Below are 15,613 nucleotides of genomic sequence, written 5' to 3'. Positions count from 1 at the left end.
CTGTTCTAAATGAAAAGCGAATTGTGCAGTCTGATGTTTAAATCATCTGTTCGGGCTGCAAGCAGTATTATGCGTCTTTAAATATACAAGACGTTTGGTGTACGTGCCCAAGGAGAAACGATATGAGCGATGCTCTGGATGTAAATGATCTGAAACGCCGCATGGATGGCGCAATCCAGTCCTTTAAGCATGATTTGGGCGGTTTGCGCACCGGACGTGCTTCAGCAAGCCTGTTGGAGCCGCTGACAATTCAAGCCTATGGCTCGACAGTGCCGATCAATCAGGTTGCACAAATTACTGTTCCTGAGTCGCGCATGCTGTCTGTCTCTGTGTGGGATAAAACCATGGTCGGTGCGGTTGAACGCGCGATCCGTGACAGCGGTTTGGGTCTTAATCCGATCACGGATGGTATGACTTTGCGCGTGCCGCTGCCGGAGCTGAATGAGCAGCGTCGTAAAGAGCTGGTTAAAATCGCCAACCAATATAATGAAGGCGCTAAAGTGGCAGTTCGTCATGTGCGTCGCGATGGTATGGACCAGTTGAAGAAGCTGGAAAAAGACGGCACTATCAGTCAGGATGACAGCCGTGTGTTGTCTGAAAAAGTCCAAAAAATGACTGACGAAACAATTACCGAGATTGATAAGCTGTTTGCATCTAAAGAAGCAGAGATCATGCAGGTTTAATAAATTCTGCTGGCTTTTATTTTTATCGGGACTATCCGGTCATTAAGCGATATTTCTATATATCTGTATAGGAAACGCTTTATTGGCCGCGTAAAAGACAATTTTGCACGTGTTTATCAGCGCCGGCTCACCGGATTATAACAGACGGGAGCTTGCGCTGAACTCTGATATCAGTGCAAAGGGTGATTTGCTTATATGCAGCGCTCTAATGTTTGGTTTTTAATGCCGGTTTATGCGCCATTGGTTGCTTGCGGTTCTGTCAATAAAAGGAATATGCCTGAATGTCCGATCCGCGCCACATCGCCATTATCATGGATGGCAATGGACGTTGGGCTAAGCAGCGCGGCTTGCCGCGTGTAGCCGGTCATAAAGCAGGCGTTGACGCTTTGCGTGAGATCGTGCGCGCAGCGGGCGATAAAGGGTTGGAGTTTCTGACCCTGTTTGCATTTTCGTCAGAAAACTGGTCACGTCCTAAATCCGAAGTTGTCGAGCTTCTCGGGTTGTTGAAACTGTTTATCCGCCGTGATTTACACAAATTACATAAAAGCAATGTGCGTGTTCGTATTATCGGCGCGCGTGAAGATTTGTCAGGCGATATTCGTGGGCTTTTAGCTGAGGCTGAAACACTAACAACTACGAATAGTGGCCTGACACTGGTCATTGCGTTTAACTATGGCGCCCGCGATGAGCTTACCCGTGCCGTGCAAAAACTGGCACAGCAGGTTGCTGCCGGTACGCTTGCGCCTGATGCGATTACGCCTGAATTGATCAATGGGGCGCTGGATACCAGCTCGATGCCGGATCCTGATCTGATTATTCGTACCAGTGGTGAAATGCGGCTTTCTAATTTCCTGTTATGGCAGGCAGCCTATTCAGAGTTCATTTTTGCTCCTGAATACTGGCCGGATTTCAAACCTGCGCATTTATTTGCAGCAATGGATGAGTATCGCCAGCGTACGCGCCGGTTTGGTGGCTTGTCGGCAGAGGATGTGCAGGATTTGTCTGCTCAAACAGACACTGTTGTGGAGCCGGAAATAGCAAACTGGCGCCAAAAAGCAGTTCTGTAAAAATATTGATGGATGGGGGAAACGTGTCCAATCTTCAGTTGCGTATTTTAACGGCAGCGGTGCTTGCCCCCATTACAATTTTGCTGATCTGGCTTGGCGGTCTGAGTTTTCGCTTGCTTGCTATCGCAATCGGCTTTGCGATTTTCTACGAATGGACAACACTCAGCGCCTCTAAGCAAAACCGTTCCGGTCTGATGACCGGCTGGCTGGTTCTTGCCGCTGCAGCCGTTTTGCTACTGCTTCAAATGCCGGCAATCCAGATTTTTGCAATTCTTGCAGCAGGCTCAGTGTTTTTGATCCAGCGCTCTAACTGGGCTGCCGGCGGCTTGCTTTATGCAGGCGTGCCGATGATCTGTCTGGCCATGCTGCGTGGCGATACTCCATCCGGCCTGATTGCTATTATCTATCTTTTCGCGCTTGTCTGGGCGACCGACATCGCAGCTTATTTTACCGGTCGTACTTTTGGCGGGCCCAAACTGGCGCCAAAGTTTTCACCTAATAAAACTTGGTCAGGCGCGATTGGCGGGGTAGTCGCAGCAATGCTGGCGGCAGCAGCAGTGAGCTATTTCGGCTTTGATCGCGTTAAATATCCTATGGTCGTGTTGGCGATTGCGCTCTCAGTTGCCTCGCAAATGGGGGATTTGGGAGAATCGTGGGTCAAGCGCCACTTTGGTGCCAAAGATTCAGGGAAACTACTGCCGGGTCATGGCGGTGTCATGGATCGTGTGGATGGTCTGATCGTTGCTGCAGCGATGCTTTATCTCATTGGTGCACTGGTCACAGGCGCAGATTCACCATCTGCCATGTTTGTTGGCTTGATCTTAAAACCGCTTTAATAGCAGGCGATAAAATGATGTGCTTTTCGCATCAATGTTTGAATAACGGGAGACAGGTTTTTGGGTGATACCCTTGAATATTTCATCGGCAGCAGCAGTCTGCTGGTTGGCACATTGCTTCCGTTCATTTTCGTATTGGCTGTTGTGGTTTTTGTCCATGAAATGGGGCATTTCCTCGTCGGTCGCTGGTGCGGCATTGGTGTTAAGGCCTTTTCAATCGGCTTCGGCCCTGAAGTGCTTGGCTATACAGCGCGCAATGGTACGCGCTGGAAGCTGTGCGCGATTCCACTTGGCGGCTATGTAAAGTTTGTCGGAGATGAAAATGCGGCAAGCGGTCCCAATGGCGAGATTATATCCACGCTCACCGAAGCTGAGCGCAAAGTAGCGTTTGCCAATCAAAAAGTGTGGAAGCGTGCTGCAACAGTTTTTGCGGGGCCCGCATTCAACTTTCTTCTCACTATTGCAATTTTGAGCTTCTTCTTTGCCAGTTATGGCCGCATGGTTGCTGATCCGATGATCGCAGAAGTGCGCGACGGCAGCCCGGCAGCTACGGCGGGTTTCAAGGCCGGCGACCGCTTTGTTATGGTCGATGGCAGCAAAATTACAACTTTTGCCGATGTGCAGCGTATTGTGAATGGCCGCAGCGGTGATGAGCTTTCTTTTACTGTCGAGCGTGACGGTCGTGAGCTGAACCTTAAAGCGGTGCCGGAAATTACCGAGCAGACCGACCAGCTGGGTAATAAAATCAAACTCGGTGTTATAGGTGTAACCACCACGGATAGTGCGGGCAATTTCCGCCGGATTGAATATTCACCCCTCGAATCGGTTGGTGCAGCTGTTGTTGAAACTGGCCATATCATCACTCGCACCGGTACTTTTCTGAAAAGAATGGTGATGGGGCGTGAAGATAAATGCCAGTTAGGCGGACCGGTAAAAATTGCTAATATGGCAGGGCAGGCCGCACAACATGGCTTTGAATGGATTGTTCAGCTGATTGCTATGCTGTCTGTTGGTATTGGATTGTTCAATTTATTTCCGATTCCCCCTCTTGATGGCGGGCATCTGGTGATTTATGCCGGTGAGGCAGTCTTGGGACGCCCGGTTCCGGTAGCCATGCAGGAATTATTCTTTAAGCTTGGTTTTTTAGTTGTTCTGGGTTTTATGGGATTCGTCTTTTACAACGACCTGTTTGCCTGCTAGGCTGCGCTGGATTTCGCTTGGAGTATCTGTGCCTTTATGGGCGCATGTTCAGGTTGAGATCAGAGGGATAAAAAGGCGTTAAGGTGTGCAAAGTGGTTATAATGAAGCCCGGCACGCTTTAGCACATTGAATTACAAGATTAACGAATTCTATATAAATGCTGGGAAATCATACGAAAAGGCAATAATTTGTTTACCATACTGTTGGATTTGCGTGGCACCTGTGCCACGCTGGGGAACGAAGTAAACAGATTTTAATCCTGACGCTTGCTTGTATATGAAAACCAGTTATTACAGACAGCATTATGCGCTATTTTCTCGGATTACACGCCGGGACAACGAAACGAAGGTTAAATAGACCTATGACGGCAAATTCAAAGTTCTTTGGTGCTGCTTCTGCGGTTGCTATGTCGGTAGCTATGATTGCTTCCGGAACTACAGCGATCTCATTTGCTACTGTGAGTGTTGCACAGGCAGCAGTCGTTAGTCGTATTGATGTTCGCGGTAACAAGCGGGTGGATGCAACTACAATTCGTGATGCGATCGGCATTAAGCCGGGCAAAGCGTTTACCAATGCTGATGTTGACGGGGCAGTTAAGAGCCTTTTCAATATGGGCTTGTTCTCTGATGTGCGCATCAGTCAGGCCGGTGGCGCTCTGGTTGTCAGCGTTTCCGAATTCTCCGTTGTTAATAACGTATTGTTTCAGGGCAATAAAAAGGTCAAAGATGCTGACCTCGCCCGTGCTGTTGAGCTGAAGGCGCGTAGCCCGTTTGATCCGGCACAGATGGAAACAGACCGTCAGGCTGTTGTTGAGGCCTATCGCCATGTTGGTCGTAGTGATGCGGTTGTTACAGCCCGTACTATGGATCTCGGTCAGGGTCGTGTGAATGTTATTTATGAAATCACTGAAGGCGGACGTACCAAGATCGCCAATATTGATTTCGTTGGTAATGAGGCTTTCTCGGGTCGTCGCCTGCGCGACATCATCTCGACCAAGCGTACCAATCCGCTGTCATGGTTGACACGTGGTGATATCTACAGTGAAGACCGCCTGCAGGCTGATGAAGAAGCGTTGCGTCGTTTCTACTACAATCGCGGCTATGCGGATTTCCGTGTGATCTCTTCCAATGCAGTTCTTGATCCAGCAACCAACCAGTATACGATTTCTTTCAATGTTGAAGAAGGTCAGCGTTATACTTTTGGTGATGTTCAGGTTGAAAGCTCGATTGCCAATGTTGATACAGCGGCACTAGCAAACACGCTGAAGACCCGTTCGGGTCGCGTTTATAGCGCCAGCGATGTTGAAAAGTCGGTTGAAGCTGTCACCGACAGTGTGGCTGGTAGCGGTTATGCCTTCGCCAAGGTTGAGCCACGCGGCGATCGTAACTTTGAGAATCACACCATCTCGGTTGTTTATAATGTGGAAGAAGGTCCGCGCGCTTATGTGCAGCGTATCGAGATCCGCGGTAATGATAAGACCCGTGATTTTGTTATCCGTCGTGAATTCGACATGAGTGAAGGCGATGCTTTCAATCAGGTTATGATCACACGTGCCAAGCGTCGTCTTGAAGCACTGGATTTCTTCCAGACAGTTAATATCTCGACTGCTCAGGGTTCTGAAGCTGATCAGGTTGTTTTGATCGTTGATGTGGTTGAAAAGCCTACCGGTGAATTCTCCATCGGTGCCGGTTATACCTCTGGTGGTGAAACACCGGGTGCTTCGGTTGAAGGTTCGGTTGCAGAGCGCAACTTCCTTGGTCGCGGTCAGTATATTCGTCTGGGCGCCGGTCTTGGTCAGGATGATGCTCGCAACTATTCGTTCTCGTTCACAGAGCCGTATTTCCTTGGGCAGCGTGTTTCAGCCGGCTTTGACGTATTCCGTAAATCATACCGCGTAAAAGATCAGTATGATGTGGAGCAGACCGGCGGAACAATTCGTTTCGGCCTGCCGATCACAGATAATTTTGGCGCAAGCGTTGCCTATAACCTGGTTCAGGAAAAATATAAGCTGCGTGGCGATAATCTTGATGCGCCCCACGATCCTTCGGATCCAACTGGCATCACAAATAAAGAGTATCTTTATGCTCCTGCTTTGATTGAAGCAGCCGAACATAGCCCGTGGTTGCGTTCATCTATTTCCTATGCATTGACCTATAATAGCATTGATAATCCGAACAATCCGCATGATGGTCTGTTCGTGCGCTTTGGTCAGGAATTTGCCGGTCTTGGCGGTGATGCCAAATTCATGAAGACCACTGCAAAAGCGACCTATTATCAAACATTGCTGCAAGAAGCCGATGTTGTGGGTCTTGTGACTGCTGGTGGTGGTTACATCCATTCATTCACGGATGACGGTGTTCGTATCTTTGATATGTTCAAAGGCAATACCGATATGATCCGCGGCTTCAAATATAACGGTATCGGTGCCTATCAGGATGCTCCTAATGGTGAGCGTTACTGGCTTGGTGGTACAACTTACTTCAACGCCAGCGCTGAAGTTCAGTTCCCGATGCCGGTCATTCCGGAAAGCCTTGGTATCCGCGGTGCATTTTTCGCTGATGCGGCAACGCTTTATGGTAATAAATACGAAGGTGCAAGCGGCACAGGCAGTGCATTGCGTGCCTCAGCTGGTGTAAGCTTGATGTGGGCATCACCATTCGGTCCGTTGCGCTTTGATTATGCCATTCCGCTTAAGAAAGAAGATTCCGACAAAGTTCAGAACTTCAATTTTGGTATGTCGAGCAAGTTCTGATAAATTTGCTTTTTCCTGAGGCGATCATTTCACGTGACGGCAACCCCGTTACAGAAACATTGCCTCAGGACAGAAAGTTTGTTGATGGCAGATCCTGTATTCTATACTCTGTCCTGTACACTAAATGTCGCTGATATCGCTCAACTTACTGGTGCGCAATTGCTAACCACGCAATATGCGGATCGTAAGATTGAGCATCTCGCGTCTTTGGATAGTGCTACACCGGATTCTCTTGTTTTCCTCGAAGGTAAGAAAAACGAATCTGCTCTGAGCGATCTCAAAGCAGCAGCTGTTTTGTGTTCAGATGCACAAAAATCTTTGATTCCTGCTGGTGTTGCGGTGCTGGTCAGCAATGCGCCACACAGAGATTTTGCTGCAATCGGCCGTAAACTCTATGCACAAGCTGTGCTGCCGCGATCATTGTTAGGTATTCCGGGGATTTCCGATCGGGCAACAATCCATCCTTCGGCTGAAATTGAAGGTACAGTGACTATTGAACCGGGTGCCGTTATCGGTGCAGGTGTTTCAATCGGTTCTGGCACAACTATTAGTGCTAATAGTGTTGTTGGTGCAGGCTGTAAAATTGGACGTGATTGTATTATCGCGCCTAATGTTTCGCTGACCTATGCATTGCTGGGTAATGGCGTTTATCTGCATCCGGGTGTGCGCATCGGGCAGGATGGTTTCGGTTATGTGCCGGGACCTGCCGGACTTGAAAAAGTACCGCAGCTTGGTCGTGTGATTCTTCAGGATAATGTTGAGATTGGTGCGAATAGCACCATCGACCGTGGCTCCTTAAGTGATACGGTTATTGGTGAAGGTACCAAGATTGATAATTTGGTACAGGTTGCACATAATGTTAAAATCGGGCGGCATTGCGTTATTGCTGCGCATACCGGTATTTCTGGCAGCGTCACAGTTGGTGATATGACAATGATTGGTGGCCATGTCGGTCTTGCCGATCATATCACAATTGGCTCGCGCGTACAGATTGCTGCTGCCAGTGGTGTGATGAATGACATTCCCGATGGTGAGAGATGGGGTGGTCTGCCAGCCAGACCGCTGAGGCAATGGTTCCGCGATATTGCGACATTGCGGAGTATCGGACAAGTAAAGAAGGAGAAATCCTGATATGAGTGAAAATACTGAGCGTAGCAGTTTACCTGCAGCCGATATTCAGAAACTGCTGTCAGTTCTGCCACATCGTTATCCGTTTTTGCTGATTGACCGTATTGTTGATATTGACGGTGATGATTCAGCGACCGGCATTAAAAATGTGACAATCAACGAGCCGCATTTTACAGGTCATTTTCCTGCTACCCCGATTATGCCGGGCGTGCTTATTCTGGAAGCGATGGCGCAAACCGCCGGTGCAATTTCCATGCTTAAACAAGGGCTTGAAGATACCGGTACCGTCTTTTTGCTGACCATTGATAAAGCAAAATTCCGTCGTCCTGTTGTTCCGGGCGATCAGATGCTTCTGCGTGTTAAAAAGCTTAAGCAGCGTGGTAATATTTCACGTTATGCATGCGTTGCAGAGGTTGATGGCTTCAAAGTCGCTGAAGCTGAAATTTCAGCTATGACTGGCGTCTAATTCCAGTCATTTATGCTTACCGTAGTCAATAACCTGTGTTTTGCCTGCGCTATCGCTTTAATATATAGAGTAGTAACGGGAACTTTGTTCAGTAAAACCAGTTGTAAAGCCGGTTTTTAATCCCGTTATAATTCGCTACAGGCATATCTTAATGCCCGAAGACGCAGCATTTAAATATGCGCTTATTTTGCTTTAGAGTGTTTTTTACCTGTAGACGATGATCTGCCTTAATATAAATTCAGTGTGTTGCCATAACACTGCTTATAAGCAACAGAAGAAAAGCGTGATTTGAATGCGTGATACCTTTATTCACCCGACAGCCTGTGTAGAATCCGGCGTTAAACTTGGTCAGGGCGTCTCTGTCGGCGCGTTTTGCCATGTTGAGGCAGGGGCGGAGATTGGTGATAATTCTGAGCTGATGAGCCATGTTGTTATCACTGGTTTCACTAGCCTTGGTGAAAATGCCAAAGTGTTTCCGCATGCTGTTCTTGGTTGTGAGCCGCAAAATGGTAAACACAAAGGCGGCCATACTAAGCTTTTAATCGGTAAAAATGCTATGATCCGCGAAGGTGTAACCATGCATCGCGGTTCTGATACCAGCCGTGGCTATACCAATGTCGGTGATGATTGTTCATTTCTGGCTTATTCTCACGTGGCACATGATTGCGATGTGGGTAATCATGTAACATTTGCCAATAATGTGATGATTGGCGGCCATTGTCAGATTGGTGATTATGCCATTCTTGGCGGTGGTGCCGGTGTGCATCAGTTTGTGCGTGTCGGCCATCATGCCTTTGTTGGCGGTTTGGCTGCGCTTGCTCAGGATTTGATCCCGTTTGGTATGGCTATTGGTGTGCATGCGCATCTGGGTGGTTTGAATATTATTGGTATGAAGCGCTCAGGTCTTGAGCGCAAAGAAATTCATGCCGTGCGCCGTGCAACGCGCATGTTGTTTGACCGCTCCAAGCCGGTTAAAGATCGCGTTGAAGATGTGCGTGCTGAAATGCCTGATTCCGCAGCGGTTAAAGATCTGCTGGGTTTCATCACTGCAGATGCTAAACGCACAGCGTTTACCACGCCACTGTTGCGTAACAAACATAGCCATAGTGAAGACGATTCATAATATGAAAAAAAGCGCTGTTCCTGCCAAGGCAGTTGATGCCAAAGCCCGAACCGCTATCATTGCCGGTAATGGACTTTTGCCACAGGTGGTGGCGGAAGCCCTTGAAAAACAAGGTAATCCGCCTTTCATCATCTGTTTGAAGGGTGAGGCGAATGAAAGCCTGCATCGCTATGAGCATACCACTGTTTCAATGGTTGAGCTTACAAGCCTTATCCGGGCTTTAAAACAATCCGGGGCGAGTAATGTGGTGCTTGCTGGCGGTGTGCGCAAACGTCCGAATTTTAGCGATATCCGGTTGGATATGACCACATTGCTTGCAATGCCACGCATGTTTCGTGCGCTGGGAAAAGGCGATGATGCGCTGTTGCGTGCTTTTATTGGCCTACTGGAATCCTATGGTTTTCATATGGTTGGTGCGCATCAGATTGTGCCGGACATTCTGGCGCCCGCAGCTTGTGTGCTGACCAGTACCAAGCCTGATAAAAAAGAATTACACAATATTGAACTTGGCCGGCAGGCTGCAGTGATGCTCGGTAATCTTGATGTCGGGCAGGGCGCAGTTGCTGTGGGTGGGCGTGTTGTCGCGCTTGAAGGCGTTGAGGGCACAGATGATATGCTCAAACGTGTGCAACAATTACGCAATGAAGGCCGCATACCACGACAGGGCGGTGTTCTGGTCAAATGTGCAAAGCCTGCACAGGATGAACGCGCGGATTTGCCAACCATTGGTATTGATACGGTAACCAATATAGTCGCTGCAGGGCTTGCCGGTATAGCGATTGAGGCTGGCCGCACAGTGATGTTATCCTATCATGATACTGTTACCGCTGCAGATGGCAAAGGTGTGTTTATCGTTACATTTGATACACCGGCGGCCAATATTACCTGATAATATTGGCCGGTTATTTCTGCGCATCTATAGATTTCATTGCACCTTTTAAAGGCGTCAGAGCGTGTGCTTTGGCGTTATATGGTTATACCGCAATGGTTTAATCTTGCATTGTCTGGTGCGATGCATAAATTACCGGATATCTGTGATGAGCAAGCAAAGGATTAAAATTCCAATGAGTGAAAAGCTTCCTTTGAAAATTGCTGTGGTTGCCGGTGAAGAATCCGGTGATTTGCTTGGGGCTGATCTGGTCGATGCATTGCGCACCAGAACCGATCGTCTGGTCAGTCTGGTAGGCGTCGGCGGACCGCATTTGCAGAGCCGCGGGCTCCATACCCTGTTTGATCCGGATGAGATTGCGCTGATGGGCGTGGGCGCTGTTCTGGCGCGACTGCCAAAACTTATTATGCGTATTCGTCAGACAGCCAAAGAGATTGTGGCTGCCAAGCCGGATTGCCTGCTGATTATTGATAGTCCCGATTTTACACATCGCGTCGCAAAAAAGGTTCGTGAGGCCGATCCTTCAATTCCGATTATCAAATATATTGCTCCGACCGTTTGGGCGTGGCGGCCGCAACGTGCTAAAGAAATGCGCAAATATATTGATCACGTACTGACAGTATTGCCTTTTGAGGTCGAGGTCATGCAGCGTTTGTCGGGGCCAAAATCAACTTATGTCGGTCACCGGTTGAGTAGCTACCAACCTTTACTCGATGTGGCTAAACAGCGACGCAAGCGCAAGGCACCATTAGAAGATGCAGAAAAAACCATTCTGCTATTGCCGGGGTCCCGTCGCTCTGAAATTCAGGCTTTGTTGAAAGAGTTTGGTACAACACTTCAGCTGCTTAATGAGCGATGCGGATCGGTAAAGGCAATTTTGCCAACCCTTGAGCGTCATGAAGCGCTGATCCAGCAATTAACCAAAAACTGGCCAATAAAACCGCTGATTGTGACCGGTGAGGCGGCAAAATGGGATGCTTTTAGTAAAGCTGATGTCGCACTGGCAGCTTCCGGTACGGTATCACTGGAACTGGCCCTCACGCAAATTCCTACCGTGGTAACTTATAAAGCGGACTGGTTTACGCGGTTGTTCATTGGGCGGTTGATCACGGTGTGGAGTGCTTCTCTACCCAATATTATTGATGATACGCCGGTTATTCCGGAGTTTTTCAACGAGTTCGTGCGCGCAGGTATGTTGTGCCGTCAGGTCGAGCAATTGCTCTCTGACGGGCTGGCACGCAAAGCACAAATTCAGGGTTTCGAGCGGATTATCAAGCAAATGCATACGGATAAACCGGCCGGTGAGCTTGGAGCCGAGGTTTTACTGGATCTGCTGAAGTCCAAACAAAGCGCAGCCTAAACAAAAAATATTGTCCGGTTTATAGTTCAAAAAAAGCCTGCCCGTCATAATAACGGGCAGGCTTTTTGAATAAGGATTGATATCAGTTTAACGTCAGATCAGCGAATAAGATGGATCGTGATTTTACGCTCAATCCATTCAATCACATTACGCAGCACTTCAACAATCGACAAGTAAATGATTGCTGCCCACAGATAGGTCTGAAAATCAAACGTACGGGAATAGGCACGACGGGTTTCACCCATCAAATCATAAACTGTAATAATCGCTACAATGGCCGAACCTTTGATCATAAGAATGATCTCATTACCGTAAGGGCGCAGTGCAACAATCAATGCCTGAGGCATAATGATTTTCCAGAAAGTACGGAATTTGGAAAGCCCTAACGCATGAGCGCCTTCCCATTGGCCTTTCGGTACGCTGATAATTGCACCACGCAAAATTTCAGCCTGATAGGCAGCCGTATTAAGCGTGAAGGCAAGCACAGCACAATACCATGCCTCGCGGAAAAAACCCCACAGGCCAATAGTTTCAAGAAACGGACGAAACGTGCCCAAGCCGTAATAGATCAGAAAGACCTGTGCCAGCAGCGGCGTGCCACGGAAGAAATAGACATAGCCATAGGCTATGCCGCGCAGGATACGGTTATCGGACATTCGCGCCGCAGCCACAGGCAGCGACAGCAAGGCTCCGAGAACAATCGAGACCGCAACCAGAATGAGTGTGGTCTGCAAGCCGCTCCAATAGCGTGGTCCGTAGGTTTGTACGAGATCAATCTGCCATGAATTATACAAATAGATTGCAAGACCGGCAAACAATGCCAGCCAGATTGCCACAAGAATGTGACCGGTAATGCGCGCACCTGTCCATGGACGCGGAGGCTCCGCAGGGCGAAATACCCGCTCGGACTTATTTTTGTTAATAAGAGTGGTCATGCGCGCACCGCATTGTTTGATGGTTGATTGCGGTTACCCTCAGCCCAGTTTTCAACACGGCGGATGAAGTAAGATGATATGATTGCCAATGCCAGATAAAGCAGGCAGGCGACGCCGTAAAACAGAAATGGTTCTTTGGTGACACGTGCAGCAACAGAGGTCTGACGCAAAATATCAGTCAGGCTGATTACCGATACCAATGAGGTATCTTTGAGCAGCACCATCCACAAATTGGCAAGCCCCGGCAGTGCAATCTTGATCAGCTGCGGAAAAATAACTTTCCGCATTGTTTTCCCCTTACTCAAACCAACAGAATAAGCGCCTTCATACTGACCTTTTGGTATCGCCCGAAACGCTGATAAAAAGACTTCACTGGAATAGGATGAAAACACAAATCCAAGTGCAATCATACCTGCAGCAAAGGCATTGACCTCAATTGATCCTTCAAAACCAAGGGCTGATGTGAGTTTTTGTACAGCCAACGAACCGCCGAAATACACCAGAAATAGTGTGAGCAGCTCAGGCAGGCCACGAAAGATAGTTGTATAAATATTGGAAGCAAGGCGAAGAGAAGGTTCAGCCGACTGCTTACCTAAAGCAACAAGGAAACCGAGAAACAGACCGATTGGCAAAGTAGCAAGTGCCAGCATAATGGTTGTTACCAGTCCCCATGCTATGCTCAGCCCCCATCCCTCAGGACCAAAGCCAATCAACACAGCATATTTTTCCATTTAGTAAATCCCTGTAAAAACGGGAGGCAAGTAGAGTTTGCCACCCGTCAAGATCAGTTGAAGTGCGATCGCTCAATATGCTGAACGTGTACACAGGTCTTAATCACTCACCATAAATGTCGAAATCAAAATATTTATCGTTGATCTCTTTATATTTTCCATTGGCACGGATCGCGAGAATAGCGGCGTTGAATTTTTCAACCAGCTCTTCACGGCCTTTTTTGATCGCTACACCAACGCCGGGGCCATGTATTTCAAGGTCTGCTTTTACAGGGCCAACGAGTTTACAGCATTCACCCTCAGGGGTTTTCAGCCAGTCAATCAATGAAACAATATTGTCATTCACCGCATCAACACGGCCCGATACCATATCCATGCGGGCTTCATCAGAGCTGCCATAGGATTTAATCGTGCTGTCGGTATAAGTTTTTTCAGAAAAAACCGCGTGAATAGTAGATGACTGGACGCCAATTGCCTTGCCCGCCAGATCCTCTTTCGTCGTGCCTTTAAGATCTGAATCTTTAGGTGCCGCAATGCCAGCGGCAGGATTGTAATATTTATTACTGAAATCGACCTGCTCTTTACGTGCGGGTGTAATTGACATGGATGAGATAACGGCATCAAGTTTGCCGGATTGCAGAGCAGGGATCATGCCATCCCAATCCTGAACGATGATTTCGCATTTAGCCTTCAGCTCATCACACAAAGCATTGGCAATATCGATCTCAAAGCCTGCGACTGTGCCGTCTGATTTTACTAGATTATAAGGAGGATACGCACCTTCTGAACCGATTTTCAAAACAAGCTGTTCTTGCGCATAAGCCGGCGCTGAAAGCGCAATTGTTGCGCCGGTGGCCATAAAGCCAATGACTGCCAGACCGCGCAAGGTCTTGCTGAAATTACTCGTTGTTCCCATTATTTTCCCCATTCCACTTATGCCCATAGTGAGACGTCTTTTGTTGTTTTATTTCGCCCGCTGTTATTTTGGCTTGTCCGTTTTCATTGCGGAGAAAAATAAATTATCTGTGATATTCCCACCATTTCCGCATTAAAGGCAAGTATCAAAAGTGGGTTTTCATAAAGCACATAAAAATAAAGCTCTGGACAGGGTTTATAAAGTTATTTTTCGGGTGTTAGTCTGATAAAAATATAAGGTATATTGTTTATTTACAGTGCCTTAGATTGTTAATTTAATGTATAATATTGTTAATATTGCTGAGCCGAAATCATGTGTAGATATATCACTTTACAGGCGGATGTGTAAAATAACGTGCATTTATATTGAATGTTTACGCATGACTTTATGCGATTTGCGCATTAAGTCATGCTGTTTGTGATTTAATTATGAAAGGAGCTGTACCAGTTAAGATACAGCTCCTTTACGTTAAGCTATGCTGCCAGCGCGTTTAGCGTACGCAAAACAGGATTAGTTTGTTTCTGCACCATAGGCATCAAAGTCGAAATATTTGTCATTGATTTCTTTGTATTTGCCGTTGGTACGAATGGCTTTAATCGCATCATTAAACTTAGCGATCAATTCAGGGTTGCCTTGTTTAAAGGCAACACCGGCACCCGGGCCATGAATTTCCGGAACGGCAGGCCATGTGCCAACCAGTTCACAACATGCGCCATCTTCGGTGTTAAGCCATTGTGACAGGGTTACGCTGTCATCACTGGCAGCATCAAGACGGCCATTCGCCAGATCAAGACGATACTCTTCCGCTGTCGGGTAGGATTTAATTGTGCTGTCAGTAAAGGTCTTTTCAGCGTAATTGGCATGTGTTGTAGAAATCTGCACGCCAATGCTTTTACCGGCCAGATCTTCTTTGGTTACGCCTTTGATTTTGCCGTCTTTAGGGGCAGCAAGGCCCGGAGGTGTGTTGTAATATTTATTGCTGAAATCGACCTGTTTTTTACGTTCAGGTGTAATCGACATCGACGCGATGAAAGCATCAAACTTACCGGCCTGCAGGCTCGGAATGGCGCCATCCCATTCAATGGTGATGAATTTGCACTCAGCCTTCATTTCTTCGCACAATGCGCGGCCGATATCGACGTCAAAACCGGAAAGCTCGCCTGCCGCATTAATGAAGTTAAAGGGAGGATAGGCACCCTCAGTGGCAATCGTAAGTTTCAGCGGCTCCTGTGCCTGTGCAATACCAGTATATGCACCCGTTGCTAAAACTGCGCTAATCGCAGCCGCAGTCAATATCTTGGAAATTTTCATAAACTTTTCACCCGTTAAACCCATTAAAAAGTTGAAACTATCAGGCCAGCGCTACGCGGCATTTTTTGCCGCTTAATTTGTATGAGTTTATTTGCAGCGTTTACTGGCGCAATAATTGTTCGCAGCAATATTCCCATCATTTTTAGGGATAAGGCAAGAGCAAAAACAGTGATTTAAATTTACAGTAATATTTAGCGTGTTTTTGCGGAGTAGTAA

Annotated in this window: 14 protein-coding genes; 10 read left to right on the top strand and 4 right to left on the bottom strand. The window is 47.6% G+C overall.

The features are described 5' to 3' along the window. Positions 1–122: 122 nt before the first annotated feature. The 10 genes from frr (at position 123) to lpxB (ending at position 11,504) form a co-directional block, all read left to right on the top strand. Positions 123–683, top strand: coding sequence for a ribosome recycling factor (frr, locus tag MP213Fo_RS01315; RefSeq protein WP_421089903.1), 561 nt, complete (start codon positions 123–125; stop codon positions 681–683). Between the two features lie 281 nt (positions 684–964). Further along, the gene (locus MP213Fo_RS01310; RefSeq protein WP_421089902.1) at positions 965–1,750 is read left to right on the top strand and encodes an isoprenyl transferase; all 786 of its coding nucleotides are present in this window, start codon (positions 965–967) and stop codon (positions 1,748–1,750) included. 23 nt (positions 1,751–1,773) lie between these two features. After that, entirely contained in the window at positions 1,774–2,586 is an 813-nt protein-coding gene (locus tag MP213Fo_RS01305; RefSeq protein ID WP_421089901.1) for a phosphatidate cytidylyltransferase, read from the top strand. A 60-nt stretch (positions 2,587–2,646) separates the two neighbouring features. Beyond that, positions 2,647–3,786 (top strand): RIP metalloprotease RseP, encoded by a 1,140-nt coding sequence (rseP, locus tag MP213Fo_RS01300; protein WP_421089900.1) that lies wholly within the window; start codon positions 2,647–2,649, stop codon positions 3,784–3,786. Positions 3,787–4,147: 361 nt separating this feature from the next. Then, positions 4,148–6,538 (top strand): outer membrane protein assembly factor BamA, encoded by a 2,391-nt coding sequence (gene bamA / locus MP213Fo_RS01295; RefSeq protein ID WP_421089899.1) that lies wholly within the window; start codon positions 4,148–4,150, stop codon positions 6,536–6,538. Positions 6,539–6,622: 84 nt separating this feature from the next. Next, on the top strand, positions 6,623–7,669 hold the full coding sequence (gene lpxD / locus MP213Fo_RS01290) for a UDP-3-O-(3-hydroxymyristoyl)glucosamine N-acyltransferase (protein WP_421089898.1): 1,047 nt from the start codon (positions 6,623–6,625) through the stop codon (positions 7,667–7,669). Between the two features lies 1 nt (position 7,670). Next, on the top strand, positions 7,671–8,132 hold the full coding sequence (fabZ, locus tag MP213Fo_RS01285; protein WP_421089897.1) for a 3-hydroxyacyl-ACP dehydratase FabZ: 462 nt from the start codon (positions 7,671–7,673) through the stop codon (positions 8,130–8,132). 292 nt (positions 8,133–8,424) lie between these two features. After that, complete coding sequence (gene lpxA, locus MP213Fo_RS01280; protein ID WP_421089896.1) at positions 8,425–9,255, top strand: acyl-ACP--UDP-N-acetylglucosamine O-acyltransferase; 831 nt, start codon at positions 8,425–8,427, stop codon at positions 9,253–9,255. Between the two features lies 1 nt (position 9,256). Further along, a complete protein-coding gene (locus MP213Fo_RS01275) occupies positions 9,257–10,144 on the top strand; it encodes an LpxI family protein (RefSeq protein ID WP_421089895.1) in 888 nt (295 codons plus the stop codon). A gap of 175 nt (positions 10,145–10,319) precedes the next feature. Next, on the top strand, positions 10,320–11,504 hold the full coding sequence (gene lpxB / locus MP213Fo_RS01270) for a lipid-A-disaccharide synthase (protein WP_421089894.1): 1,185 nt from the start codon (positions 10,320–10,322) through the stop codon (positions 11,502–11,504). Between the two features lie 98 nt (positions 11,505–11,602). Here lpxB and MP213Fo_RS01265 read toward each other — a convergent pair whose 3' ends face one another. The 4 genes from MP213Fo_RS01265 to MP213Fo_RS01250 all read right to left on the bottom strand — a co-directional run bounded on the left by MP213Fo_RS01265 (position 11,603) and on the right by MP213Fo_RS01250 (position 15,397). After that, positions 11,603–12,439, bottom strand: a complete 837-nt coding sequence (locus tag MP213Fo_RS01265) for an ABC transporter permease (protein ID WP_421089893.1) — start codon at positions 12,437–12,439, stop codon at positions 11,603–11,605. Then, a complete protein-coding gene (locus MP213Fo_RS01260) occupies positions 12,436–13,170 on the bottom strand; it encodes an ABC transporter permease (RefSeq protein ID WP_421089892.1) in 735 nt (244 codons plus the stop codon). Before MP213Fo_RS01260 ends, MP213Fo_RS01265 begins: the two co-directional genes overlap by 4 nt. 103 nt (positions 13,171–13,273) lie before the next feature. After that, positions 13,274–14,086, bottom strand: a complete 813-nt coding sequence (locus tag MP213Fo_RS01255; RefSeq protein ID WP_421089891.1) for a transporter substrate-binding domain-containing protein — start codon at positions 14,084–14,086, stop codon at positions 13,274–13,276. A gap of 510 nt (positions 14,087–14,596) precedes the next feature. Beyond that, a complete protein-coding gene (locus MP213Fo_RS01250; RefSeq protein ID WP_421089890.1) occupies positions 14,597–15,397 on the bottom strand; it encodes an ABC transporter substrate-binding protein in 801 nt (266 codons plus the stop codon). Positions 15,398–15,613: the final 216 nt, after the last annotated feature.

The sequence above is a fragment of the Pseudochrobactrum mosebachae genome (assembly GCF_048914685.1).
Taxonomy (GTDB): domain Bacteria; phylum Pseudomonadota; class Alphaproteobacteria; order Rhizobiales; family Rhizobiaceae; genus Pseudochrobactrum.
This window is presented reverse-complemented; position numbering and strand designations above follow the sequence as displayed.